This is a genomic window from Treponema sp. UBA7570 (assembly GCA_002477955.1).
Lineage (GTDB): Bacteria > Spirochaetota > Spirochaetia > Treponematales > Treponemataceae > Treponema_D.
Map to the genome: position 1 here is coordinate 139,380 of DLLE01000063.1, position 25,308 is coordinate 164,687.

Annotated in this window: 25 protein-coding genes; 19 read left to right on the top strand and 6 right to left on the bottom strand. The window is 40.9% G+C overall.

Annotated features, from left to right (window positions below):
* Nucleotides 1-38 precede the first annotated feature (38 nt).
* The gene (locus tag B4N75_RS08835; RefSeq protein WP_296707177.1) at nucleotides 39-245 is read left to right on the top strand and encodes a hypothetical protein; all 207 of its coding nucleotides are present in this window, start codon (nucleotides 39-41) and stop codon (nucleotides 243-245) included.
* On the opposite strand, the gene B4N75_RS08840 is transcribed toward B4N75_RS08835, so the two are convergent.
* Nucleotides 242-1,609 (bottom strand): ATP-grasp domain-containing protein, encoded by a 1,368-nt coding sequence (locus tag B4N75_RS08840; protein ID WP_296668901.1) that lies wholly within the window; start codon nucleotides 1,607-1,609, stop codon nucleotides 242-244. The genes B4N75_RS08835 and B4N75_RS08840 overlap by 4 nt on opposite strands.
* Before the next feature lie 131 nt (nucleotides 1,610-1,740).
* Here B4N75_RS08840 and ilvB point away from each other — a divergent pair, with 131 nt between their 5' ends.
* The 13 genes from ilvB (at nucleotide 1,741) to fliJ (ending at nucleotide 14,914) form a co-directional block, all read left to right on the top strand.
* Nucleotides 1,741-3,462: a biosynthetic-type acetolactate synthase large subunit gene (ilvB, locus tag B4N75_RS08845; protein ID WP_296668903.1), complete on the top strand. Its 1,722-nt coding sequence runs from the start codon at nucleotides 1,741-1,743 to the stop codon at nucleotides 3,460-3,462.
* A 2-nt stretch (nucleotides 3,463-3,464) separates the two neighbouring features.
* Nucleotides 3,465-4,892, top strand: coding sequence for an argininosuccinate lyase (gene argH, locus B4N75_RS08850; protein ID WP_296668906.1), 1,428 nt, complete (start codon nucleotides 3,465-3,467; stop codon nucleotides 4,890-4,892).
* 45 nt (nucleotides 4,893-4,937) lie between these two features.
* Nucleotides 4,938-5,741 (top strand): amino acid ABC transporter substrate-binding protein, encoded by an 804-nt coding sequence (locus B4N75_RS08855; protein WP_296707179.1) that lies wholly within the window; start codon nucleotides 4,938-4,940, stop codon nucleotides 5,739-5,741.
* Nucleotides 5,742-5,828: 87 nt separating this feature from the next.
* Nucleotides 5,829-6,464, top strand: a complete 636-nt coding sequence (locus B4N75_RS08860) for an amino acid ABC transporter permease (RefSeq protein ID WP_296668910.1) — start codon at nucleotides 5,829-5,831, stop codon at nucleotides 6,462-6,464.
* A 45-nt stretch (nucleotides 6,465-6,509) separates the two neighbouring features.
* The gene (locus B4N75_RS08865; protein WP_296022845.1) at nucleotides 6,510-7,262 is read left to right on the top strand and encodes an amino acid ABC transporter ATP-binding protein; all 753 of its coding nucleotides are present in this window, start codon (nucleotides 6,510-6,512) and stop codon (nucleotides 7,260-7,262) included.
* A gap of 41 nt (nucleotides 7,263-7,303) precedes the next feature.
* Nucleotides 7,304-7,720 carry a flagellar basal body rod protein FlgB gene (flgB, locus tag B4N75_RS08870; RefSeq protein ID WP_296022847.1) on the top strand — a complete coding sequence of 139 codons (417 nt, stop codon included), beginning with the start codon at nucleotides 7,304-7,306 and terminating at the stop codon, nucleotides 7,718-7,720.
* A gap of 204 nt (nucleotides 7,721-7,924) precedes the next feature.
* Entirely contained in the window at nucleotides 7,925-8,386 is a 462-nt protein-coding gene (gene flgC / locus B4N75_RS08875; RefSeq protein ID WP_296668913.1) for a flagellar basal body rod protein FlgC, read from the top strand.
* Nucleotides 8,387-8,626: 240 nt separating this feature from the next.
* The gene (gene fliE, locus B4N75_RS08880) at nucleotides 8,627-8,941 is read left to right on the top strand and encodes a flagellar hook-basal body complex protein FliE (protein WP_296022853.1); all 315 of its coding nucleotides are present in this window, start codon (nucleotides 8,627-8,629) and stop codon (nucleotides 8,939-8,941) included.
* A gap of 143 nt (nucleotides 8,942-9,084) precedes the next feature.
* Nucleotides 9,085-10,869, top strand: a complete 1,785-nt coding sequence (fliF, locus tag B4N75_RS08885; RefSeq protein WP_296022856.1) for a flagellar basal-body MS-ring/collar protein FliF — start codon at nucleotides 9,085-9,087, stop codon at nucleotides 10,867-10,869.
* 3 nt (nucleotides 10,870-10,872) lie between these two features.
* Complete coding sequence (gene fliG, locus B4N75_RS08890; protein ID WP_078929917.1) at nucleotides 10,873-11,952, top strand: flagellar motor switch protein FliG; 1,080 nt, start codon at nucleotides 10,873-10,875, stop codon at nucleotides 11,950-11,952.
* A gap of 50 nt (nucleotides 11,953-12,002) precedes the next feature.
* Nucleotides 12,003-12,947 (top strand): flagellar assembly protein FliH, encoded by a 945-nt coding sequence (gene fliH, locus B4N75_RS08895; protein ID WP_296022859.1) that lies wholly within the window; start codon nucleotides 12,003-12,005, stop codon nucleotides 12,945-12,947.
* Nucleotides 12,948-12,967: 20 nt separating this feature from the next.
* Complete coding sequence (locus B4N75_RS08900; protein ID WP_296707182.1) at nucleotides 12,968-14,470, top strand: FliI/YscN family ATPase; 1,503 nt, start codon at nucleotides 12,968-12,970, stop codon at nucleotides 14,468-14,470.
* Nucleotides 14,471-14,506: 36 nt separating this feature from the next.
* Nucleotides 14,507-14,914, top strand: coding sequence for a flagellar export protein FliJ (fliJ, locus tag B4N75_RS08905; protein WP_296707183.1), 408 nt, complete (start codon nucleotides 14,507-14,509; stop codon nucleotides 14,912-14,914).
* A gap of 5 nt (nucleotides 14,915-14,919) precedes the next feature.
* Here fliJ and B4N75_RS08910 read toward each other — a convergent pair whose 3' ends face one another.
* Both B4N75_RS08910 and B4N75_RS08915 read right to left on the bottom strand, forming a co-directional pair.
* Nucleotides 14,920-16,560 (bottom strand): nucleoside kinase, encoded by a 1,641-nt coding sequence (locus B4N75_RS08910; protein WP_296668921.1) that lies wholly within the window; start codon nucleotides 16,558-16,560, stop codon nucleotides 14,920-14,922.
* Between the two features lie 48 nt (nucleotides 16,561-16,608).
* Nucleotides 16,609-17,079 carry an arginine repressor gene (locus B4N75_RS08915; RefSeq protein WP_296668923.1) on the bottom strand — a complete coding sequence of 157 codons (471 nt, stop codon included), beginning with the start codon at nucleotides 17,077-17,079 and terminating at the stop codon, nucleotides 16,609-16,611.
* Between the two features lie 205 nt (nucleotides 17,080-17,284).
* On the opposite strand from B4N75_RS08915, the gene aroF reads away from it, so the two are divergent.
* From aroF to B4N75_RS08930, 3 genes are read left to right on the top strand one after another with little or no spacing between them, the layout of a single operon-like run.
* The gene (aroF, locus tag B4N75_RS08920) at nucleotides 17,285-19,225 is read left to right on the top strand and encodes a 3-deoxy-7-phosphoheptulonate synthase (RefSeq protein WP_296668925.1); all 1,941 of its coding nucleotides are present in this window, start codon (nucleotides 17,285-17,287) and stop codon (nucleotides 19,223-19,225) included.
* Between the two features lie 55 nt (nucleotides 19,226-19,280).
* On the top strand, nucleotides 19,281-19,772 hold the full coding sequence (gene ilvN, locus B4N75_RS08925) for an acetolactate synthase small subunit (RefSeq protein ID WP_288517301.1): 492 nt from the start codon (nucleotides 19,281-19,283) through the stop codon (nucleotides 19,770-19,772).
* A complete protein-coding gene (locus tag B4N75_RS08930) occupies nucleotides 19,772-21,502 on the top strand; it encodes a hypothetical protein (RefSeq protein WP_296707185.1) in 1,731 nt (576 codons plus the stop codon). Before ilvN ends, B4N75_RS08930 begins: the two co-directional genes overlap by 1 nt.
* Here the strand turns inward: B4N75_RS08930 and B4N75_RS08935 are convergent.
* Nucleotides 21,499-22,056, bottom strand: a complete 558-nt coding sequence (locus B4N75_RS08935) for an MBL fold metallo-hydrolase (RefSeq protein ID WP_296668931.1) — start codon at nucleotides 22,054-22,056, stop codon at nucleotides 21,499-21,501. The genes B4N75_RS08930 and B4N75_RS08935 overlap by 4 nt on opposite strands.
* Nucleotides 22,057-22,734: a pentapeptide repeat-containing protein gene (locus B4N75_RS08940; RefSeq protein ID WP_296668933.1), complete on the bottom strand. Its 678-nt coding sequence runs from the start codon at nucleotides 22,732-22,734 to the stop codon at nucleotides 22,057-22,059.
* 52 nt (nucleotides 22,735-22,786) lie between these two features.
* Between B4N75_RS08940 and B4N75_RS08945 the strand changes: the two genes are divergently transcribed.
* The gene (locus B4N75_RS08945) at nucleotides 22,787-23,071 is read left to right on the top strand and encodes a hypothetical protein (protein WP_296668935.1); all 285 of its coding nucleotides are present in this window, start codon (nucleotides 22,787-22,789) and stop codon (nucleotides 23,069-23,071) included.
* Between the two features lie 2 nt (nucleotides 23,072-23,073).
* Nucleotides 23,074-23,901 carry a glutamate racemase gene (gene murI / locus B4N75_RS08950; RefSeq protein ID WP_296668937.1) on the top strand — a complete coding sequence of 276 codons (828 nt, stop codon included), beginning with the start codon at nucleotides 23,074-23,076 and terminating at the stop codon, nucleotides 23,899-23,901.
* A 67-nt stretch (nucleotides 23,902-23,968) separates the two neighbouring features.
* On the opposite strand, the gene B4N75_RS08955 is transcribed toward murI, so the two are convergent.
* Complete coding sequence (locus B4N75_RS08955; RefSeq protein ID WP_296668939.1) at nucleotides 23,969-25,168, bottom strand: NADP-dependent isocitrate dehydrogenase; 1,200 nt, start codon at nucleotides 25,166-25,168, stop codon at nucleotides 23,969-23,971.
* Nucleotides 25,169-25,308: the final 140 nt, after the last annotated feature.

The window sequence follows — 25,308 nt, forward strand, 5'->3', positions numbered from 1 at the left end:
TTTTTGATTTTTAGCTTTATTTTCTTTATAATAAAAATATGACACAGGCTTTGGATTTTGATAATTGGACTGGCTACGATGACTGGCTGATTCAAAATTACGATAAATACGGAATAACTTTTGTAGGCGAAAAAGACGGAAAAATTCACGCCGAGTTTATGGACAAGGACGAATGGAACGAAACTGCAAAAAAAATAGAATCTGAAGAAGCTGCTTCTTATAAAGAAAAATCTGAAAATGCCTAAATTTTTTTAGCAAGTTCAAGGGCGGTTTCAAAAAAGACTTTTTCTGTTTTTTGAGGCAGAACTTCGGAAAGTTTTTTTATGTCCTGGCTTAAATTTTCTTTTGCTGGAGAAGTTAAAATTACTTCGCAATAGCCTTTTTCGCGTTCCTGCTTTGCCGCAAGATTTTCTGTTTGGTAAACTTTTTTTACAAAGTTTTTTTTAGAAAGTTCTTTCATTTCTTCTTCTGTTAAAAGCGGAAATTTTATGTTCAGGACAAAATTTTCTTTTTGCTCGTCTTTGTTTCGAATTCCTGCGGTTTTTAGAATCCGTTCAAAAATTGTCATATTTTGCATCGCCGCATAGCTTGCGGTCATTCCGGAAAGCCTTGGATTTATTTCAATTACAAACCATTTTTTTTGAGAGAAAACAAGGTCAACCTGGGTGATTCCTTCAAAATCAAGCGAGGCTGCAATTTTTTTTAGAATTTTGTTTAAATCTTCTATTTTGTATTCAGAATTTGTTACAGGTCCGAGTTTTACGCTTTGTTTTGGAGATGTGATTCCATACTTGTTTACGCTGAAAATCATTGGCGGCAAAATTTTGTGTAAAAAACAGCCGCCGTTTTTTTTAGGCTGAATGGATTTTGAAAGAATTGATTCAATTTCCGTGCCAAACTGATCTCCTTTTATAAATTCTTCGATTATTCTGTCAGAAGTAAATTTTTTTGACTTTAACCAGTCGTGAACCTGTGAAAAATTCTCTAAAACGTCCATTCCGTAACTGCTTAAACCAGTTGTATCTTTTATTACGACCGGAAAGTTGAGCTTTTTGATTTCTGAGAGAAGTGCCGTTTTGTAAACGTTGCTTTTTACGGTTTTACGATTTCCTGCATTTATAAAAAGCGCATGATTTATGTACAAGGCTTTTGGCGTATTGATTTTTAACTGAAGGAGCTTCTGGTGAGTCTGCCATTTATCAAAGCAGGTGAGCGCGGTTTTTACGCTATGGCAGACTGTTTTTATTCCTTTTTGCCTTAAAAAATCTGCGACAAGAGCATCTTTTGCAGTGAGCCAGTCGAATGGTGTTACAAAAAATGTAGCTGCGATTGCAATTTCGGGGTTTAGAGAGTATAAAAAATCTGCAATTTCTGCCTCATCGTCGCTCTTTATGATTTCGTATTGGACGTTGTTTGCTTTTTGAAAATTTTCGCTGCCGCTTATATCTAAAAGAAACATTCCTGGAAGCTGTGTTGCAACGATAAAACTGTGTTCTGGAAAAGATTTTGCAAGCAGTTCCAGTTGCTGTGCGGAAGATGGAAAGTTTTTTACTACGGCTGTTTTTGGTTCAAAAATATTTGAAGAAGTTGAATAAAGAAGAATACGCATTGTCCGAGTATTATACGAAAATTGCAGGTTTGGGGGTAGAGTGTTCACAAATTGCGGATTATGTTGATGTTGTGCAAGGTTCTCAAAATCATTAAAATAAAAAATTATAATAATTGGTCTTAGGAAGCAAAATGAAAATTAATGGTTCTCAAATTGTTATTGAGTGTTTGATTGAACAGGGTGTAGACACTGTTTTTGGTTATCCTGGTGGAAATATCTTAAATATTTATGATGCTCTTTACAAAAATTCTGACCGCATTACTCATATTTTGACGGCTCATGAACAGGCTGCTGCCCATGCTGCCGATGGTTATGCACGTTCTACTGGACGTGTTGGAGTTTGCATGGCAACAAGCGGTCCTGGAGCTACAAATCTTGTGACTGGAATTGCAACTGCTTACATGGATTCTGTTCCGATGGTTGCTATTACCTGTAACGTTGGAACTCCTTTGCTTGGAAAAGACACTTTTCAGGAAATTGATATTACTGGCGTAACTCTGCCAATTACAAAACACAATTTTATGGTAAGACGGGTTGAAGACCTTGCATATATTTTCCGTCAGGCTTTTATAATTGCAAAATCTGGAAGACCTGGTCCTGTTTTGATTGATATTCCAAAAGACATTACAGCCGCAATGTGTGAGTTTGAACCGCTCAAAAAAGGCGATGACGGTTCTGCTGCTTTAGCAAAAGAAAATCCGAATTTCAAGCGGGTTATGAGAGTAAATGTTCCTTCCGACGAAGAAATAAAAGCGGCCGCAGAAATCATAAATAAATCAGAACGGCCGGTTATCTACGCTGGTGGCGGAATTAAGATTTCTGGCGCAGAAAAAGAACTTTTGGAATTTGCAGAGAAAGCTTCAATTCCTGTTTCTGAAAGCCTTATGGGACGCGATGTTTTTCCTTCAGATCATCCTCTGTGTACGTGGATGGTAGGAATGCACGGAACTCGCGCTAGCAATATGGCTGTTACAGAAAGCGATCTTGTTTTGGCGCTTGGTTCTCGTTTTTCTGACCGCGTAATCGGCGATCCAAAAAAATTTGCTGAACATGCGACTGTATTTCATATTGACATTGATCCTGCGGAAATCAATAAAAACATTCACGCTGGCGGTGAACTTGTAGGCGACTTAAAGTCAATTTTGTCACGTCTTTTGCCTTTAATCGAAAAAAAATCACATTCAGCTTGGCTTGAAAAAATTGACGCATGGAAAAAAGAAATTCCTACAAGCTATTCAATTGTAAAGCCAAACTCTGTAAATCCAAAATTTATGCTCGAAACTGTTCACAAATATGCAGGCGACGATGCTTTTATTACTACTGAAGTCGGCGAGCATCAGATGTGGACAGCCCAGTTCTATCCGTTTGAAAAGCCTCGTACTTTCCTTACATCCGGCGGTCTTGGAACTATGGGGTACGGCACTGGCGCTGCGATTGGTGCGCAGGTAGCAAATCCTTGTGGACGTGTAGTTCATATTGCAGGTGACGGTTCTTTTAGAATGAATTGCAATGAGCTTTGTACAATTGCACGCTATAATCTTCCAATCGTAATTGTCCTTGTAAATAACGGCACGCTCGGGAATGTCCGCGTATGGCAAAAACTTTTTTACGAAAAACGATACAGCCACACGACGCTTGATTTTGGTCCCGACTGGAAAAAACTTGCAGATGCTTACGGTGTAGGTTATGTAAAGGCAAACAATAATGATGAATTTGAAAAAGTCTTTAAGACTGCATTTGCCGAAAAAAAACCGTACATTGTCGACACGATTGTCGATATTGACGAGATGATTTTTCCAATGGCAATTCCTGGAAAACCAATTGATGAACAGATGATGTGCTGGGGAAACTAAAAATGGCGGAAAATAAAGCGCACGGAACAATTACAAAAGACAATCATGCTGCATTGTGGCACGGACGTTTTGCAGAAGGACCGGATGCCGCGGCAGTTGAGTTTGAAACTTCAATTCGCGTGGATGAACGCATGGCATTGGATGATATTCGCGGTTCAAAAGCGCATGCCTCGATGCTTTCTAAACAGAAGATTATTTCTGAAAAGGAAAATGAAGAAATTCAAAAAGGGCTGGATTCAATTGAAAAGGACTTAAAATCTGGAAGACTTTCAATTGATTATTCTGCCGAAGACATTCATTCATTTATCGAAGCTACTTTGACGGACAGAATTGGCGAAAGCGGGAGAAAACTTCATACTGGACGAAGCCGCAACGACCAGATTGCCCTTGATGAAAGACTTTACCTTAGACGCGTAATTCCTGAGCTTCAAAAACAGCTCGTTTCTTTAATAAAAACTCTTGCAGATATTGCTTCTAAACATAAAGATTCTCTTTTGACCGGCTACACACATATGCAGCACGCTCAGCCCGGAACTTTGGCGCAGCATTTGTGTTCTTGGGCGTGGATGCTCGTGCGTGATTATGAAAGGCTTTCAGACAGCCTGAAAAGAATCGCGCTTTCCCCTTTGGGAAGCGGCGCTCTTGCAGGTTCTGACCTTCCTTTGAACCGTGAATATGTGGCGGAACTTTTGAATTTTGATGGAGTAACACAGAATTCTTTGGACAGTGTTGCCGACCGTGATTACTGTATCGAATTTACTTCTGATTTTTCGCTTATTCAGATGCATTTGAGCCGCATGTGCGAAGAAATAGTCTATTGGTCTACGACAGAATTCGGTTTTGTTGAATTGAGTGAAAAATGGTCTACTGGTTCTTCAATTATGCCGCAGAAAAAAAATCCTGACTTTGCAGAACTGATCCGCGGACGGACAGGAAGGGTTTACGGCGACCTTATAAACCTTCTTACGATGATGAAAGCTCTTCCTATGAGTTATGACCGCGACATGCAGGAAGACAAAGCTCCTCTTTTTGATGCTCTTGATTGTGTTCAAGGAAACATCATTGTTTTTGAGGCGATGATTGCAAGTGCACGCTGGAACAAGGAAAAGATGGCTGCAAGTTGTGAAGGCGGTTTTGCAAATGCGACAGATGTCGCTGATTATCTGGTATGCAAGGGGATGCCTTTTAGAACTGCACACGGAGTCGCTGCACAGTGTGTCCGCCTTGCAATTGATACTGGAAGAAAAGCAATCGAAGAGCTGACGCTTTCAGAAATCAAGTCAATCAGCCCGCTTTTTGAAGAAGACTTGTTTGCAAAAATTACGCCGCAAGCGTGCATGCGTGCAAGAAAAACAACTGGCGCGCCAAGTCCTGAGCAAACAGAAAAGCAGATTGCATCTCTTTTTGCATTTTGCGAAGGAAAAATCTAGCTTATTTATAGAAACAATTGTTTTTATTTTTAATAGGAGTAAAAAATGAAAAAAATTACTTTGTTTGTATGTGCTTTTGCCGCACTTACTGTTTTTGCAGGCTGTTCTAAAAAAGAAGCTGGAGACAATTCTCTTGAAGCGCTCAAAAGCCGTGGAGAATTTATTCTCGGTCTTGACGATTCATTCCCTCCATTGGGATTCCGTGATTCTTCAAACGAAATCGTTGGATTTGACATTGACCTTGCAAAAGAAGTTGCTTCTCGTCTTGGCGTAAAATTCCGCGCTCAGCCGATTAACTGGGATTCAAAAGAACAGGAGCTTGCTACTGGAAACATCGACTGTATTTGGAACGGCCTTACAATTACCGAGGAACGCAAAGCAGCTCTTTCATTTTCTAAGCCTTATCTTAAAAACGCGCAGGTTCTGGTTGTAAAAAAGAATTCAGGAATTAAAAAACTTTCCGACATGGCAGGAAAAAAAGTCGGTATTCAGGCAGGTTCATCTGCCTCAGATGCAGTTGAAGCTTCTCCTGATTTTAAGCGTTCTGTAAAATCAATAATCGAGTTCAAAGACAATATCATGGCTTTAAATGATCTTGAGATTGGCGGAGTTGATGGTGTTGTAATGGATCTTATCGTTGCAAACTACGCAATCAAGACTTCTGGAAAACCGTTTGAAGTTCTTTCTGAAGGCTTGGCTCCTGAAGAATATGGAATCGCTTTCCGCAAAGGTGATGTAAAACTTACGGACGAAGTTCAAAAAATTCTCGAGGCTATGGCTGCTGACGGAACTGTTGCGAAAATTTCTGAAAAATGGTTCGGTTCTGATATTACAGTAATCGGAAAATAACTTGATTTTAAGTTGAATAAAAATTCGTAAGAAAAAAAAACTGAATTTGCTTTTTTGCAGATTCAGTTTTTTAAGCTTATAAAAAATATGGCAAAACTTATATTAACAATGCTTCAATCGAGTTTGGTTTCGCTTGAAGTTTTCTTTTTAACGCTGTTTTTTTCAATTCCTCTTGCTTTGCCGATTACAATGGCGCGCATGTCAAAATTTAAGCCGCTTTCTATGCTGGCGAATGCTTTTCTGCTTATAATCCGCGGCACTCCATTGATGCTCCAGTTGATTGTCGTTTATTTTGGGCCTTTCTATCTTTTTAAGTTTTCCTGGGATCGCTTTACAGCGGCAATTATTGCGCTTTCGGTAAACTATGCCTGTTATTTTGCAGAAATTTATCGCGGAGGATTGCAGTCGATTCCTGTCGGCCAGTATGAAGCTGCAAAAGTTCTTGGCTATACAAAGACACAGACTTTTTTTAAGATTGTTTTGCCTCAAGTTGTAAAGAGAATAGTTCCTCCAATGGGAAACGAAGTAATTACTCTCGTAAAAGATACCGCATTGGTAAGCGTAATCGGAGTAGTCGAGCTTTTAAGAACAGCTCAAACCCATTCAAGCAGGCTTTTTAGCACGACACCGATTTTTATTGCCGGCGTGTTTTATTTTTTGATGAACTGGGTTGTAACGGCTGTCTTTATTCACCTTGAAAAAAAACTTGATTATTATAAATAATGCATCTTTTTAGATTGAAAATTTAAAACTGGCGGATATATAAAGATGAGTATAATTTCTGTAAAAAACGTAAATAAATTTTTTGGAGACGGAGTTCAGGTTTTAAAAGACGTGTCTTTTGAAGTTGAGCAGGGCGAAGTTCTTGGAATTATCGGTCCTTCCGGCTCTGGAAAATCAACTCTTCTTCGTTCTATTGCCCAGCTTGTAAAAATTGACAGCGGAACAATTACAATTTGCTCCCGGCAGCTTGTCAAAGACGGCGTTTATGCAGATAAAAAAACTCAAAGAGAAATCGCCTTAAATCTCGGCTTTGTTTTTCAGAATTTCAATCTTTTTTCGCATTATTCTGTCTTAAAAAATATAATTGATCCTCAGGTTACGGTTCTTGGTGTTTCTAAGGAAGAAGCCGAAGAAAACGCAATTCAACTTATCCGGCGCATGGGACTTTCTGGAAAAGAGAATAATTATCCATGCGAACTTTCCGGTGGTCAGCAGCAGCGTGTTAGCATTGCGCGCGCTCTTGCATTAAAGCCAAAGGTTTTGCTTTTTGATGAGCCGACAAGCGCCCTTGATCCTGAGCTCACAGGAGAGATTCTTGAAATTATCCGCGGACTTGCAAAGTCAAAAATGACAATGATTGTCGTAACCCACGAAATGGCATTTGCCCGCGACACAAGCGATAAAATTCTTTTTCTTGATGCAGGCCATGTTGTTGAATACGGCGATCCAAAAGAACTCATAAACAATCCTAAAAATGTCCGCATGCAAGAATTCTTAAAACGTTTTAACAATCGGTAAAAATTTATAAACAAAAAAATTCAACTGCCGATATATTTAATATGAATACATTTACAAGGTCAGTTGAACTTTTACACCGTGCAATGGATGTTAATTCGTTGCGGTATCAGGTTTCTGCAAATAACATAGCAAACTCAGAAGTGTCGAATTACAAAAGACAGACTGTTAATTTTGAAAGCGAATTAAAACGTGCTTTTGAAAGCGAAGCAGATAAATCTCATAGATTTGAATTGACTAGAACAGACAGCAGGCATTTTGCCCTTGAAGAGCCTTATGACTGGAAATCCGTTGAACCACGTCGTGTTACAGACTGGACGACAACTGCGGCTGCCAACGGAAATAACGTTGATGCGGAATATGAAGCGACTGTTGTTTTGAAAACGCAGATGAACTACAGACTTTTAGCCCAGCTTCAGAATTTTGAATTCAGCCAGGTAAAACTTGCAATGAGAAAATAGTTTTTTTCTTGTTTTTATAAGATGGGAATGAGTTAAGGATTGCAATAAAAACTTTGTCTAAAATAGCGTCAAAATTTTTATTCACAAGTTTGCGTTGCAAACTTTCTTATCAACTGCAATTTCTCACTTTGCTGCGAAATTGCGTTAAAAGGTCAAATCGGAAATTGAAATTTTTTCATTGACTTTTTTATGGGAGAATTTTTTATGGGAATGTTTACTTCGATCAATATTGCGACGACAGGAATGAGCGTAGAACGTCTTCGCTCTGATGTAATTTCGAACAATATTGCAAATGTTTCTACGACACGCACTCCTGAAGGCGGAGCATTTAAAAAATCTTCTGTAATTGTTGAACCAATCGCTTCCGCTCATCCGACATGGCGAATGCCTTTTGTAAATGCTGAGCAGGATAACGGTCCTGGAAAAGGCGTTCGCGTAAAAGAAATTGTAAAAGATACTTCAAAAGGCCGCATGGTTTATGATCCGTCAAATCCGGACGCAATTCAATCTGGTCCGGATAAAGGCTATGTTGAATATCCAAATGTAAATATTGTAAACGAAATGGTAAACTTAATTTCAGCAAGCCGCGCTTACGAGGCAAATTCAACTGTAATTCAAGGCGCAAAGGATATGTTTTCTGCAGCGCTTGAAATTGGAAGAAGCTAATTTTTTCTGATTATCGAAATGATTCTGTAGACAAGCATTTGCAATTTGATTAAAATTTTTATGAGGAAAAGGGAGGAGTTAAGATAAAAACAGCCGAAAATAGCGTCTGTTTTTATCTTTACAAGTTTGCGTTGCAAACTCTCTTATCATCGGTTGTTTCTCACTTCGTTGCGAAGCAACTTAAAAAGTCAATCCTAAAACTGGAGTTTTAATCTTGACTTTTTTATGGGAGGTCAATAAATGAATGTTATGAATATTTCAAACGTTTCTGACTTGACGTACATAAATTCTTTTCAGCCAAACAGCGCAAAAAATTCAGTTCAAAATACAAATAAACGCTCTTTTGAGTCTTATATCCTTGAAGCGGTAGATGCTGTAAATGAAAAACAGCTTGATGTAAGCCGTGTTGAGCAAAAACTTATTACAGATCCTGATTCCGTAGATATTCACGATGTTACGACCGCAATGGCAAAGGCTCAAATGTCGCTGAATCTTGCCCAGACAGTAATTGACAGGCTTCTTACAGGCTGGAGCGAACTTCAGACAACCCGCTAACGCATAAAAAATATCTTTTCTGTCTTTTCTTTGTAAAAAATATATGTTATTATAGAATATATTTAAAATCTTTAAAACTGAGATTTTAAGGTTTTTCCTTTTTTTTATAGAAATTCTTGAAATTCGGTCACGGGAGGGGACAGATGATCGAATGGCTTAAACAGCTGCCGGCTAAAATCAAAGAACTTTGGGCTAAATGGAAACCTGTTCAGAAAGGAATTTTCATTGGCATTGTGCTTCTTGTTGTCGTTGCGCTTGCTCTTATGTTCAGAGTAAATTCCGCGCCTGCCGGAGTGCCGCTTTTTACAACTGTTATTCGAGATGAAGATGCCCGCGAAAATATCACAATGCGTCTTGATCAGGAAAACGTAGATTTTCGGGTGCGCGAAGACGGACTTATCATTGTAAATGACAAAAAAACTGCCGAAAAAATGAAGAGCATTTTGATTACTGAAGGTCTAGTGCCTAAGGAAGTCGATGCTTTTAATCTTTTTGACAAAAGCAGCTGGTCTGATACTGATTTTGACAGAAACATAAAGCTTCAGCGTTCGCTTACAAAACAGTTGAAGCAGCATATTCTTGCAATTGACGATATTGCAAATGCAACTGTAGATCTCACTTTTCCAAAAAAAGAACTTTTCTCGACCGACCAGAAACCTGTTACTGCTTCTGTTATTGTTACGTTCAAGCCTAACAGCACAATGCCGGAAGAAAGAAAACGCTTAAAAGGTCTGCAGGATTTAATTTTGCGTTCTGTCGTTGGCCTTACTGCCGAAAATCTTACTCTTTCTGATAATTTTGGAAATATTTTAAATGATTTTGAAAGTCTTGCAGAGAGCGACCGTCTGGATAATATACGCAAGGGAAATAAAATAATTAGCGAAGAAGAAGAGGCTCTCAGAAAACGTGTGCTTGAAAGTCTTCAAAAAAACTTTAACGGCGCTGACCGTGTACGCGATTTGGTTGTAAAAATTGAAAAAGATTTAAACTTTGTTTCAAAGGATCAGACTATTTATACGCCGGTAATTATAACGGAGCAGGATCCTGACAAGCCTTATGACACGACTGAAAAAAGAGAATCGATCACTCTTTCTTCTCAAGAAATAAAAAAAACATGGACTGGAACAGGCTATAATCCTGAAGGTCCGGCTGGAGTTGAAGGACAGAATCCTCCGGTTTATTCCGATATGTCGAATGTAATTGGAAAATCGACCGAAGAGGGAATTACAAAAAACAACGTTGTAAATAAAGAAGAGCGTCATACAGATCAGAATTATGAGCTTAAGCGTATTTCCGCTTCTGCAAACATTGACGGTCGTTGGGAAACTATCATCGACAAAAACAGAAAGCCGATTGTAATAAACGACCAGAATCTTTCTGAATGGCAGTCTTACTGTCAGCAAAATGAAATTCCACTGGATAACTGCCGCTTGAGCATAGGCCATTTTTTTAGGGTTTATCATCCTGTAAGTCAGAAAGTTATTGATGATGTTACGAAGATTGTTCAGAGCGGAATCAATTACCAAAAAAAACGTGGGGATTCGGTTTCTATTACGAGTTTCCCGATTCCAAGAGACAAGGAATGGGAAATTGAAGAAGATTCGTATTTCCGCAAGGAAGAAACAAGACGGACTGTGCTTTTTTCTCTTGCAGGAATTACCGTAATTCTTCTGGCGTTTATCATCTTCAGGTTTATTAGCCGTGAACTGGACAGAAGACGCCGTTTGCGGGAAGAAGAGATTTTGCGGCGTCAGCAGGCGGAACGCGAAAAGGCTCTTTGGGATGCAAAGCAAGATGGACTTCAGGATGTTACAATGTCTGTAGAAGAGCGTAAGCGTGCTGAACTTCAGGAAAATGCGATTGCAATGGCAAAAGAACATCCGGAAGACGTTGCAATGCTTATTCGTACATGGCTGCTGGAGGAATAATTTATGGCTGATGAAAAAGCAAAGACCGCTTCAAAACCGGCAACTGTAAAATCTGGCGGTAAAAAGTCTGGCGCAAAAGATTATAAGAGCCTTACTGGACGGCAAAAGGCTGCAATATTTTTGGTTTCTCTTGGGAGCGATGTTTCTGCCGAAATTATGAAGCACTTGCGCGAAGATGAGGTAGAAACACTGACTTTTGAAATTGCAAGGCTTGAAACTGTCGATGCCGATTTTAAGGATCAGGTTCTTGAAGAATTTCAGAGCCTTATGGATGCGCAGAATTTTATTTCTACTGGCGGTATCGATTATGCCCGCGAGCTTCTTGAAAAATCTCTTGGTTCTCAGAAGGCGATAGATATTATCAACCGTCTTACTTCGAGCCTTCAGGTGCGTCCGTTCGACTTTATCCGCCGCACAGATCCATCTCACCTTTTAAACTTTATTCAAACTGAATATCCGCAGACCATTGCCCTTATTCTTGCTTATCTTGAGCCCAATAAGGCGGCAATAATTTTGCAAAATCTTCCTGCAGAAATCCAGCCGGAAGTTTCCCGCCGTCTTGCAACAATGGACCGTACTTCTCCAGATGTTTTGCGCGAAGTTGAGCGCGTTTTGGAGAAAAAACTTTCTACGCTTTCTAGCGAAGACTATACAGCGGCCGGCGGCGTTGAATCTATTGTTGAAATTCTTAACCTTGTTGATCGTTCTTCTGAAAAGCAGATTATTGAATCTTTGGAAGAAGACGATCCGGATCTTGCGGAAGAAATCAAAAAGCGAATGTTCGTTTTCGAAGACATTGTTATGCTCGACGACCGTGCAATTCAAAAAGTTCTGCGCGAAGTCGATACTCAGGAGCTTGCAAAGGCCTTGAAGTCTGTAGACACGGAAGTTCAGGACAAAATTTTCCGCAATATGTCAAAACGCGCCGCAAGCATGTTAAAAGAAGATATGGAATTTATGGGACCTGTTCGCTTGAAGGACGTTGAAGAAGCTCAGCAAAAAATTGTTTCTACAATCCGCCGTCTTGAGGATGCCGGCGAAATTGTTATTGCACGTTCCGGAGAAGACGAACTGGTTGTTTAATATTGCATTTCAAAAAAAACTAAAAAGTATTTTTATAGAGGAACAGAATCATGAATAAGAACTTGTTTCAGCCTGGCGAAATAAAGACAAAAGAAGGCGAATTTAAGCTTGGACTAGTTCATACTTTTGAAAAGCCTGTTGAAGAAGTTGAAGTTGAAGAAGTTCCTCAATACACAGGCCCTACGGCAGATGATTTAAAGCGTGAGGCTGAGGATTTTAAAGTTCAATGGGAGTCAGAAAAGCAGAAAATGCTTGACGATGCTCAGGCTCAGGCCGATGCAATAATTGAAAGCGCAAAAAATGCTGCTTTTGAGGAAGTGAAAAAGCAGACGGACGAAGCTCAGACAATCAAGGCTCAGGCAGAAAATGAGGCTCAGAAAATAATTGCAGATGCAAAAGAGCAGGCCAATCAAATTCAGGCAAAATCAGAAATTGAAAAAGACGAAATAAAGCGAAATTCCTATGAAGAAGGCTTAAAAGAAGGAAAAAAAGACGGCTATGATTCTGGCAAAGAAGAAGTAAGCCGGCTTATTGACCGAAGCCACAAAATTCTCGAAGCCGTAATGAACCGCCGTGAGCAGATTCTAAACGAAACAGAAGAGCAGATAATTCAGCTTGTGCTTTTAATGACACGAAAAGTTGTAAAGGTAATGTCTGAAAATCAAAAATCTGTCGTAATGGCGAATGTTTTGTCGGCCCTCAAAAAAGTAAAGGCTCGTGGAGATGTTACCATCCGCGTAAACCTCGAAGACGTAAAACTTACAACCGAACACATAAAAGATTTTACAGAACAGGTTGAAAGCGTGAAAGGAATTACTGTCGTAGAAGACAGTTCTGTAGAAAAAGGCGGCTGCATCGTTGAAACTGATTTTGGAGCAATCGACGCAAGAATTTCAAGCCAGCTTTCTGAGCTCGAAAATAAAATTCTGGAAATTTCACCTATGAAGCCGATTCAGAAAAATTCTGCTTCTGCGCAAACTGCCGCTCAAAAATAGTTAATAGGTTCGGAAAAAGAATGGAACACTTTTTTGACAAATACTTAAAAACCGTTCTTGATACGGAAACAATTCTCTACACAGGAACAGTTACTGCGATAAAGGGGCTTATGATTCGAAGCCGCGGCCCTTATTCAAAAATCGGTGAACTTTGCACAATAAAAAATACAGACGGAACTGAGCTAGTTGCAGAAGTTGTAGGTTTTGACCGGGAAGAAAATGCCGTAAACCTTATGGCTTATGGCGATACAAAAGGCATAATGGCAGGAAGCGAAGTCGTTGCAAGCGGAAAAGAACTGATGGTTCCTGTTGGAAAAAAACTTCTTGGACGTATAATAGATGCTCTTGGACGGCCTTACGATAAAAAAGGTCCTCTTCAAAACGATGAATATTATCCTGCGATTGCGCCTGCTCCTGATCCTTATACAAGAAAAGATATAAACAGACGAATTATAACCGGCGTAAGGGCAATTGATTCTCTTTTAACATGCGGAAAAGGTCAGCGGCTGGGTATTTTTGCAGGCTCTGGTGTTGGAAAATCGACACTGCTTTCAATGATTGCGCGAAATACCAATGCCGATGTAAATGTAATCGGACTTATCGGTGAGCGTGGACGCGAAGTTATGGACTTTATTGAGCACGATTTAGGCCCGGAAGGAATGAAGCGTTCTGTCGTAGTTGTTGCAACAGGCGACCAAAGCTCAATCGCCCGTCTTCGCGCCGCATACACGACTACAGCAGTTGCCGAGTATTTTAGGAATCAGGGAAAAGACGTAATGCTTATGATGGACAGCGTTACTCGTTTTTGCCATGCCCAGCGCGAAATTGGAACTGCAAACGGAGAGCCTCCAACGCAAAGCGGTTATCCTGCAAGCGTATGGGACATGCTCCCGAAGCTTTTGGAGCGCACCGGTACAAACGACAAAGGCTCAATTACGGCATTTTACACAGTGCTTGTCGATGGTGACGATCTAAATGAGCCTGTAAGCGACAAGGTTCGCGGAACTTTGGACGGACATATTGTTTTAAGCAAAAAACTTTTCCGCGAAAGGCATTTTCCTGCAATCGACATAACTTCTTCTATAAGCCGTCTTTGGGACGATGTTACCGGACCTCAGACACAGCAGGCTGCGAATAAAGTGAGCCGCTTGATTTCAATCTACGAAGAAAACAAAGATATGATAAATGCCGGAGTTTATGTAAAAGGAAGCAGTCCGGAAATAGACGAGGCAATTGAGCGTCATCCTGCAATTGAAGAGCTTCTGACACAGTCAAAAACAGACCATTGCACAATCGAAAATACGCTTAAGATTTTGAGCGCAGTTTCCGGAATTGAAATTCCTGAGGACGAATATTCAGAAGATGCAGGACTTGGCAAAAAAACGACAGCCCAGCTTGTCCAGGAACGCAAAATAGACGATGTTGCAAGTTCTAATGAGCTTTCAAGCGAAAACATGACAGCTCAAACTGCAAATTCGCTCGAACAGGCGTCAAAAGCGCTAAGCGGACTGGCTAAAAAATAAGGCAACTTAAAAAATATGCAGAAATTTGTCTTTAACATGCAAAAAATTCTGAATCTCCGCAAGTTTGAAGAAAAACAGGCTCAGGCGGAGCTCGGAAAGGCAGTAAGCGCTGAAGCCAAAATTCAAAACACTCTCAATTTGCTTGCTGAACAGAACGTTCAGACCGTAAAAAACTCAAAAGGCATAAAAGATGTCCTTGAGCTTCATAACCTGAATAACTATCTAAAGCTTTTAACCCAGCGAAAAGAGCAGCTTCTAAAGGAACTTGCCCAGGCGCAGCTTGAAACCGAACAAAAACGCGGAAAAATGAAAGACGCAATGCTCAAAGTCAAGGCCCTGGAAAAGCTAAAGGAAGCACGGCAAAGGGACTGGGCGCTTGAAAACAAACGAAAAGAAGAAAAAGAGCTTGATGACATCATCAATTCAAAGCAGTTTAGAAGCTAACCGTTTTAGTAATGGAAGCTTGAGCCTCCGATAAACTCTCGTACAATCGACTGTTTTGGAATATATGTTTCTGGAATCTGGTCAAAGTTATCCAAAAAACGCAGCAGACGGCGAGCCTCGCTAAATTCCGGCATATTCGGTTTTACTGCATGCAAAAGCGGACTTGCGTAGACTTTCAAAACAGGAATTTCGTAATCCAGGGCGGTATTCAAAACTGCATCGGCATTGTTCTGGAACGGAAAAATATGCAGAAGCTCTCCTTTTTGGACACTTTGCCACATTCCGATTGTATCTGCGGCAGATTTGCCTCTAAAACGTGAGTCGCGCACTATGCGGCGGATAAGGCGGTTGTCGCTCGAAGAAATACGCGTGTGGTCGTTGATATTCAGCTGGGTAAGGGCAGAAAGGTAGATTTTGAACTTGAATTCACTCTTTACTTTTGGAGTAAGCTTGTCGTTTAGCCCGTGGATTCCTTCCATAATGAGTATGTCGTTTTTAGCAAGGCGCATAGTTTCTCCAGTGTAATACGGCTGCCCCAAATCAAAATTGTAAGAAGGAACTTTTATTTCTTTTCCATCAAAAAGGTCGTTAAGATTTTGGTTTAAAAGTTCAACATTGAGGGCTTCGAGACATTCGTAGTCGTAGTTTCCATTTTCGTCCTTTGGATTTTTTTCGCGTCCTACATAATAGTTGTCGAGCGAAATTACTTTTGGATTATAGCCGAATGCCTGCAGATGAAGGGCGAGTTTTTTTGCAGATGTTGTTTTTCCAGAAGATGAAGGCCCTGCTATTAAAACAACTTTTACGTTTTTGCGCTCATGGATTTGTTCTGCAACCTTTGCGTAATTCTGAGACTGGAAAGTTTCTGTAATGTCGATAAAGTCGTTCACCTTGCGTTTTAGAATCAGCCGGTTTAAATCAGCCGCATTCTTTACGTTTACTGTTTTTCCCCAGTTTTTGTATTTTTTATAGATTTCAAAAATCTTAGGGTTGTCGGAAAATTCGCCGAGTTTTTCAGGCTCCTTTTCTGACGGAAATTGCAGCAAAAAGCCCTCGTCATAAGGCAAAAGATCAAAAAATTTTATTTGTCCTGTTGCAAGCGAACAAGGTCCTTGAAAAATATCAGAAAATGAGCCGAGCGTGTTTACGATTACCTGAGGCTCGCACCGGTATTCAAGCTGGGCGCGGGTGTCTTTTAATCCGTTTTTTTCAAAAAGTTCGCAGGCCGCTTCGTAAGAAGCAATCAAAGTCTGGATTGTTTCGTTTTTTTGAACGATAGAAAGCATTTCGCTTTTTATAAGCTCAACCTGCTTTTTTTCTACCGGAGAATCGTCAAAAGTGTAATAATACGATGAACCCAAGCTGTGCCCGATTAAAAGTCTTTTTTCTGGAAAAATTTTGTGAACAGCGGCGGCAAGAATAAAGCAGAGCGTGCGCCTGTAAACTGCTACACCGTCTTTAGAATTAAGATATACCGGCTCCAGAGTTCCGTCTGTGATCATTCTCCAGGAAAGCGGAAGAATTTCGTTATTAAAGCGCAACGCCATAATAGGCGATGAAGTTTTTGTAAAGTTTGAAAGAAGCTCTGTTCCCTGAGTGCCAAAGTGGCACTGGATTTTTTTGTTTTCGATTGTCAATGTAAGCATAAACTACATTATACCCGATTGGCAAATATTTATAAACAAATTTATCCGTCAATCGTCGAGATTTGGAATGTGCTTTTTTAAGGTTTTCATAAAATGCTCGCCTGTTACGTTTTTTCTGAGGCTTGCAAAAATGCAGTTGTCGCCTGCTACAGTTCCCAAAATTTCGTTCAAATTAAGGCTGTCCAATGCGTTTGCTACGGAATTTGCCTGTCCGCTGAAAGTTTTTATTACGACTGTGGAATCGTTCCATTCAATGCTGACATAACCGCGCATAAAGTCTTGAACAAAAATCTCTTCGTTTTCGCCGCGATCGTCTTCTCCAGGAAGAGTGTAGACATAGCCTGCGTGGCCGTCGCTCACTTTGCCGACTTTTAAAAGCTTTAGGTCGCGGGAAAGTGTGGCCTGAGTAAGCTCATAGCCTTCGTTTGTCAAAAGTCCAAGAAGCTCTTCCTGGCTTTTAATTCTGTTGTTTTTTATAAATTTTTTTATGGCCTTGAGCCTTGAGGTCCGTTCTTTCAAAATATTGTCCTTCGCATATTGTTACACAAAAAAAGGCAGTTTTTGCGAAAATCATCCAGTTTTTATGCATAAATTATGTATAAAAATACAAAAAGTGTCAAATAGAAGAAAATATGTTCCGTATCGTCGCAGGCCCTGTTCAAAAAAAATACAGAATTATACAGGCCTTGTTTTATATTTTTTTATTTTGCTGTAATATGATTTTATGGTAATTGTTCTTAAAAATGATGTCAGCGAAAACGAAAAAAAGAATATAAAAGCTCTCTTAAAGTCTAGAAATTTTAAGATTAACGAGGTTAAAGGTGATGAATCTACGATTCTTGCGGCGGTTGGACGGCTTGCCATGGATATTCGTGAAGTGGAAGTGCTTCCGGGTGTTGCAAAAGTTGTGCCGATTTCAAAACCGTACAAACTTGCAAGCCGTGAATTTAAGCCGGAAAACACAGTCGTAGAAATTCCAAACAATCGCGGCCAGATTATAAGAATCGGCGGAAGCAGGCTTGTTTCTATTGCAGGGCCTTGCGCTGTCGAAAGCCGGGAGCAGATGCTTGAAGCGGCCGCGGCAGTCAGTGCAAGCGGTGCCGTTATGCTTCGCGGAGGAGCCTATAAACCGCGGACTTCGCCTTATGCTTTTCAGGGGCTTGGAGAAGAAGGCTTAAAATACTTAAAAGAAGCCGGGGAAAAATACGGGCTTCCAGTTGTTACAGAAATTGTCGATGCGGAGTATATTCCAGTTATGGAAAGTAACGGGGTCGATGTCTATCAAGTTGGCGCGCGCAATATGCAGAATTTCGAGCTTTTAAAAAGGCTTGGAAAACTTGGAAAACCTGTTATTTTAAAGCGCGGTCTTTGCGCTACAATCCAGGAATGGCTTATGTCTGCCGAATATCTGCTTTCTAGTGGAACGGACAAGGTTATTTTGTGCGAACGAGGAATCCGCACTTACGAGACTGCTACGCGCAACACCTTGGATTTAAGCTCAATACCAGTATTAAGAAGCCTTACACATCTTCCTGTGATTGTCGATCCTAGCCATGCGGTTGGTGTCCGCGATAAAATTCCTCCTATGGCTCTTGCCGCTGTCGCTGCCGGCGCAGACGGGATTATTGTCGAAGTTCACTGCCACCCAGAACAGGCTCTCTCAGATGCGGCCCAGGCTCTTTATCCAGAGCAGTTTGAAAAAATAATGCGCGATGTAGAAGCCCTTGCTCCTGTAATCGGAAAACAAGTTGCCCATATCCGCGCAGAAGAAAAAACAGAGCCACAGTCATTGCATGGTGAACAAAATAAAGCTTCCAAACGCGTGCTCTGCGCTTTTTCCGGAAAAAAAGGCGCTTATGCAGAACAGGCGATCTTTAATTATTTTGAAGATTTGGCTGAGCCTGTCGAAGCTGATTCGTTTGACGAGATTTTTCAGGAAGTAGTTGACGGCAAAGTTCAGTACGGAATGATTCCTATAGAAAACTCAACTGCCGGTTCTGTTTACAACAATTATGACAACCTTACGCGCTATGAAGACATTTCGATTGTCGGTGCGGTTACAATCCGGGTTGAGCACAGCCTTTTAGCTCCGGAAGGCGCGACCCTCGAATCAGTCAGGCATGTCTACAGTCATCCGCAGGGACTTGCCCAATGTTCTAATTTTATAAAAAAATATGGATATAAGACGGTGGATACTGTTTCTACGGCGACAGGAGCGGAGCTTGTAAGCGAAAAAAAAGACATTTCATGCGCGGCTATCGCAAATGCGCGCAATGCAAAGCTGTACGGCTTAAAAGTTCTTCGCCAGGGAATCGAAAACGACCCGAATAATTACACCCGCTTTGTAATAATCGCCGCAAATCATACAAAAAATTCTCCTAAATTATTGGGAGAGCAAAAGCCAAACCGCGCAACTTTGATGTTCTCGACAAAAAATGAAGCCGGCGCTCTCTACGATACTTTGGGCGTGTTTAAAAATGCAAAATTGAGCATGAACCGGCTTGAGTCGCGCCCGATTGCAGGAAAACCGTGGAAATACTGGTTTTACAGCGATGTGGTTATTCCTTCTGATGTAAAAAATCCGGTAAAATATATCGACGATTTTATAAATGTCTTAAAGTCGAATGCGGAAGACATAAGGCTTTTGGGCGTTTATTATGAATAAATTCAAATTTATTTAAGTAAAAACGGTCAGTTTGACAAAAAATAGAGGTAATAATATGGAAAAATTTGTTCTTTCAGTTCTTGTTGAAGATAAATCCGGCGTTTTGAGCCGTGTCTCTGGTCTTTTTAGCCGCCGCGGATTCAATATTGCGTCTCTTACGGTTTGCGAAACCCATAATCCGGAACAGTCAAGAATGACAATTGTCGTTGCAGGCGACGAGTATGTGCTTGAGCAGATTGAAAAACAGCTTTCAAAGCTTGTTGAAGTGATTTCGATCAGCCACTGCAAAAAAGAAGAAACCTGCGAACGCGAAATGGCGTTGATAAAAGTAAAGGCGACCGGAACTGAACGCGCTGTAATAATCGAGACTTGTCAGATTTTCCGTGCGCATATTGTAGACGTTTCTTTCAATTCTGTAATTGTAGAAGCAACAGGAAGCGAAGAAAAAATCGAAAGCCTTATCCGCCTTCTTGAGCCTTACGGAATTCTTGAGCTTGTAAAAACAGGCCTTGCCGCGATGGAACGTGGCGAAAAAGTAATGAAGTAATGATAAAAAAAATTATATTCTGGACTTTATTCTGCGCTCTTGCCGCTTCGTGTTCTCAAAAAACTGATTTTAACTTGCAGATTCCTGACGGAACCGAAATAGAAGAAAGTCCGGTTATAAAAAAAACTTCTCACAAAAACGACTTTTATATTTTTGAAGAAAGCCAGCAGGAACGGATTGATTTGTTCCGCGGAATGCAGGGCTGCGCGGCAGTCTGTATAAAGCTTAAGGTCGAAAAAACTTCCCGCAAAAAAGACGGAAGCCCAAATATTGCAAGCCTCGGTTTTTTATATAAAACTGATTTTAATGGAAAGACTTCTGTTGTTTTTCCTCTTTCTTCACGGTCGCTTATAAATTTTAGTTTTGATGATTTTGAAGGGCAGTGCGTAGAAATTGTTTATTCTCTTGAGCGCGGAAAAGAATGTCCTGCCGGTTTTTTTGTTGATTTGGCCAGTTCAAAAGCAAAGTATTCTGTCGTTTCGGTGCAGGTTGCGCAAGCGTCCGTCGGCTTTGATTATTCTCAGGATTGTGAGCGCTATGCCTTTGCTCCGAATGGCGGAAACCTTGTAAAAGGTGCTAAAAAGATTGATTTTTCTGCGCTCGCAATGTGCTTTTCCCCGGTAAATTCAGAAAAAGCCCTTATGCCAAAAATTTGCTTTTCATTTAGCCATGATGCAGACAGCGTAAAATTTACTTCTGGAGGCGAGCGCTTTACAGTCCGCAACGGCGGTTCTGGATATATTGATGTTCCTGTGGCGGCCTTAAAATCTCCTTTTTCGGAACTGGAAATAACTGAAAACGCAGAGCAGATAAAAAGCGTTATGGCTGTTCCCAGCGACTGGAATCTTCTTGAAAACTCTTCAGCCCTTGTTTCTTCTCCTGTTAATCCGATAAAAGTTGATCCAGGGCTTATAATGCAGTGGCCGCAAAAAAACTGGCGCGGCAACGATTACGAGCTTTTTGAATGGGACAGGTTTTCAAGCATACTTTTTTTTGATACTGCAAATTACTCTGTTCAAAACGACTTTTTCCGCCGGCTTGCTTTTTTTGTAGAAAAACAGGGCTTTAAGGGAAAACTTTTATCAGATGCGGAGCTTGAAGGCAAACACGGCTACAATGCGCATGACTACAGGGCCTACGATTTGGCGTGCTTCTTTGAAAAAGCCAGAGCCGAAAATTTTCCTTTGAATAAAAAAGAGCTTCTTTTGCGCGAAATCCTCCTCAAAAACTCAATTATCGTTCAAAACGAAGACGGAAGTTTTTCTGAAGGACGAGGCGCTGTAATTTCAATCAGCCAGGAAAGCCCTCTTTATTTGAGGACAACTTTTGTCGCGCATGAAGGCTGGCACGGAATATTTTTTGTTGACGAAGATTTCCGCAATGCAGTTTCGAGCGTTTTTTATTCGCTTCAAATGGCAGATCCAAAAGCGATTGATTTTCTTATAAAGTATTTTAAGGTTACGCCTTCGCTTAATTATGACACCGAAGACGAGTATCTTCTAAAAAACGAATTTATGGCTTATATGCTTCAGCGTCCGGTTTCTGTTTGCGAAAAATATTTTACAGACATGGCATCCCGCTCTCATTCCCAGACTTTTATAAAAGAAGAAGCTGACTATATAATTGAAACAAAGGCGGCAGGTTTTTCCGGCTCGGCTCAAATGCTTGAAGATTACGTAAAACGCCGCTGGAATCTTTCCGCCGGACGCGTTTGGCTTTTAAGCCGCTAGATGTCAATATTGAACGAGCGTTCTGCGGCAACTGTCGTTATAGGCCCGTGCCCCGGCATAATCGTCGTGTCCTCGGGCTGAGAGAGAATTTTCTGCTCAATTCCACGCTTTAAAATCATCTTTGAGTAATTTGAATTTGTTTCTCCGATTGTCCCGGCTCCTATTACATCTCCAGAAAAAAGCACAGTTCCGATTTTGTAGACAATCGAGTCTGGAGAATGTCCAGGCACAGGAAAATATTCAATTTCGAGGCCGGCAAGGTTCAGTCTTCCTTCGCCGTGGATTACCTTTGTCTGGATTCCAAAAATATTGGATTCGGCGGCATAAACGTCTGCGTCATAAATCTTTAAAAAGGTTTTTAGCCCGCGCAGCTGGTCTTCGTGGTTGTGGGTAACCAAAACTGCGACAGGCCTGTAATGGTTGTCCTCAAGCTGGTTTATCATCTCCTTTGTAATTTTTCCAGGATCGATGATTACGGCTTCGGAGGTCTTTTCGTTTACAACAGCATAGCAGTTTGAAAAGCTGTCAATGTTCAGGTGAAAGTAGATTTTCATTTAGTTTGCTCCTGTATTCGTCAGAGGATTTTCCTCGGCATCACCTGTAAAAAGCGCGCTTCCTCGCTTGTCAAAAATTGCCTCGTTTGTGTTTGAAAGCTTGAATGAAACGTTGTTTGTCTGGACTTCAAAAAAAACTGTTTTTTTAATGTTGCAGTTTCTTATGGAAGTGTCCACCAAATGGGAGCGTATAAAACGGCTGTTGTACAAATCAGAATCATCAAAAGAAGACTGGTAGCTTGAAAGTCCGTTAAAATTGTCCTGGATTAAATCAGAGCCAGTAAAAAGCACGTGAATGAGTTTTGTTCCGGCGAAAGAACAGAACTGCATGTTGCTTTGAATCAGATTGCAATCCGTAAAAACTGTAAAGTCGAATTTGCACATTCTGCAGTGGATTTTTACGCAGTCCAGTTCAGAAAAAAAACAGTGGGAAAAATCGCAGCCGTAAAAGCGGTGCCCACTCAACGCAGATTTTGAAAACGTTATTCCTGAACAGTTAAGGCCGACAATTTTCTGGTTTTTGGAAATGTATTTGAGAAGGTCGTTTTTTGCTTTTTCAGGCTCTTTTGTATGCCTGTAGCAGAACTGAGAATTTTCGATTAAGTTTCCGTTTTCGTCGATGCAAGAAATTGAATTGCGCTTGCAGCCAGGATGTGCGCATGGATTATTTAAAAACATAAATCAATTGTATGGGATTGAATGATTTTTATCAAATATTTAAACTGTATTTATGTGCAGAAAATGTGGAAAACAAATTGAAATTTCAGAAATTTATAGAAATACAGTCTGCCCTGTTTGCGGCGCGGATTTGCACAGTTGCATAAACTGCCGTTTTTATTCGCCGGAAAGTCATTTTGGCTGCAAAGAAACGGTTGAAGAGCTTGTTGCGGACAAGGAGCGTTCTAATTTTTGCGAGCATTTTTCTGTAAATAAAGGCGGTTTTGCAGGAGCCGGCAGTTTTTCTCAAAAGTCCCAGGAAGCGCGTTCTGCCTTTAACTCTCTTTTTGGAAACTAAAAATGAATTCTGATTTTTGTTGCGCCGATTTTGCTTTTTTAGACTCTGGAACAGGCGGAATTCCGTATATGCTTGCATTAAAGCAAAAGCAGCCGTCCGCCCGGTGTGTTTACCTCGGAGATACAAAGCATTTTCCTTACGGCGAAAAATCTGTTGAAGAAATTGCTGAATGCGCGTCGGAATCGATTTCTCTTATTGTAAAAAAATGGAATCCGCGCGCTTTAATAATCGCCTGCAATACGATTTCTGTAACTGCGCTAGAAAGGCTGCGTTCTCTTTTTCCTAAATTGCCGATTGTAGGAACAGTTCCGGCAATAAAACTTGCGGCAAGGCTTACACTGAATAAAAAGATCGGCTTTTTAGCGACAAACGCTTCGGTCAATTCTCCTTATAGCAAAAAGCTGATTGATGATTTTGCGGATAATTGCCAGGTTTATTGCCGTGGAGATCCGGAGCTTGTGCGTTTTATCGAAAAGGATTTTTTTACGGCCTCTATTGAACAGAAAAAAAATGCGGTAAAGCCTGCGGTTGATTTTTTTGCCTCAAAAGGCTGCGATGTAATAGTGCTTGGATGCACTCACTTTACTCATATAGCAGATATAATGCAGCTTGCCGCCGGAAACAATGTAAAAGTTATCGACAGCAGGGAAGGGGTTTCCAGGCAGGCAATCCGCGTCGAAAGCGAAGGTTCTTCTAAAAAAACAGAGTATCTTTCTGAGCCTTTTAAGGATATGTCTTTTTTTGCAACTGCCGCTAATCCTAAGGAAGAAAAAGAATATAAACTGCTTTGCAAAAGGCTTGATATTCCCTGGGGCGGAATTGTCCAATAAAAAAACGGCTTACGGGCATGCGGAAAGCAGACCTGTAAGCCGTTGCGTTGCTCAGGAAGCTAATAAGCTATTGAAGTTTTTTTGCAATTTCGTCTATAAAGTCCCATGAGTTTACTATGCGTTCTGCTTTTGGCTCTGCAAGAAGAGCCAGGTCTCCAGTCATTGTTCCGCTTTCGATTACGTCGAGAGTGGCTTTTTCGAGTTTTTTTGCAAAGTCTGCCAGATCCTGGGTTCCGTCGAGCTCGCCGCGTTTTTTGAGCGCTCCTGTCCAGGCAAAGATTGTCGCAACTGGGTTTGTAGAAGTTTTTTCGCCTTTGAGATAGCGGTAATAGTGCCTTTGAACAGTTCCGTGGCTTGCCTCGTATTCAAACTCGCCGTTTGGAGAAACAAGGACTGAGGTCATCATTGCAAGGCTTCCGCATGCAGAGGCAATCATGTCGCTCATAACGTCGCCGTCATAGTTTTTGCATGCCCACAAGAATCCGCCCTTTGACTTCATTACGCGCGCAACAGCGTCGTCAATCAGAGTGTAAAAATATTCAATTCCAGCTTTCTCGAACTTTTCTTTAAATTCTTCGTCATAGACTTTCTGGAAGATTGCCTTGAAGTTGCCGTCGTAGATTTTAGAAATAGTGTCCTTTGTTCCGAGCCAGCAGTCGATTTTTTGATCGAGGGCATAGTTAAAGCAGCAGCGGGCAAAGCTTTCGATTGAAGAATCAAGGTTGTGCATTCCCTGAAGAACGCCAGGACCTTTCATAACCTGAATTGTTTTTCTTATTTCTTTTCCATCTTCGCCGGTAAATACAAGCTCCGCTTTTCCTGCGCATGGAGTCTTGATTTCGCAGTTTTTGTAGACATCGCCATAGCCATGGCGGCCGAGGACAATTGGCTTTTCCCAGCTTGACACGTTGCAGTGAATGTTTTTTACAAAAATAGGCGCGCGGAAAATTGTTCCGTCAAGCTCTCCGCGCAAAATTCCGTTTGGAGAAGGAGTGAGCCGCTTTAAATGGTATTCTTCCATTCTGGCAGCGTTGGAAGTGATTGTAGCGCATTTTACGCCGACACGAAGCCGTTTGATTGCATTTGCCGCATCGTAAGTTACTTTGTCGTCTGTTTCGTCGCGGTTTTTAAGGCCCAAGTCGTAATATTCGGTCTTGAGATCAACAAAAGGTTCCAAAAGTTTTTCTTTGATTACAGCCCAAAGCACGCGAGTCATCTCGTCGCCGTCGAGCTCCGCAATTGCGTTTTTCATCTGTATTTTAGACATAGCACACCTCAAATTCTATTAAACTGATTATATAGAAAAATAAAATCTCTGAAAATAAGCAACGCAAAAAAAATGGCGGGGATTGCGGGGGCGCGTATGGGATTATCGGGTCAAGCCCGATAATGACAAAGGGGCAAGCC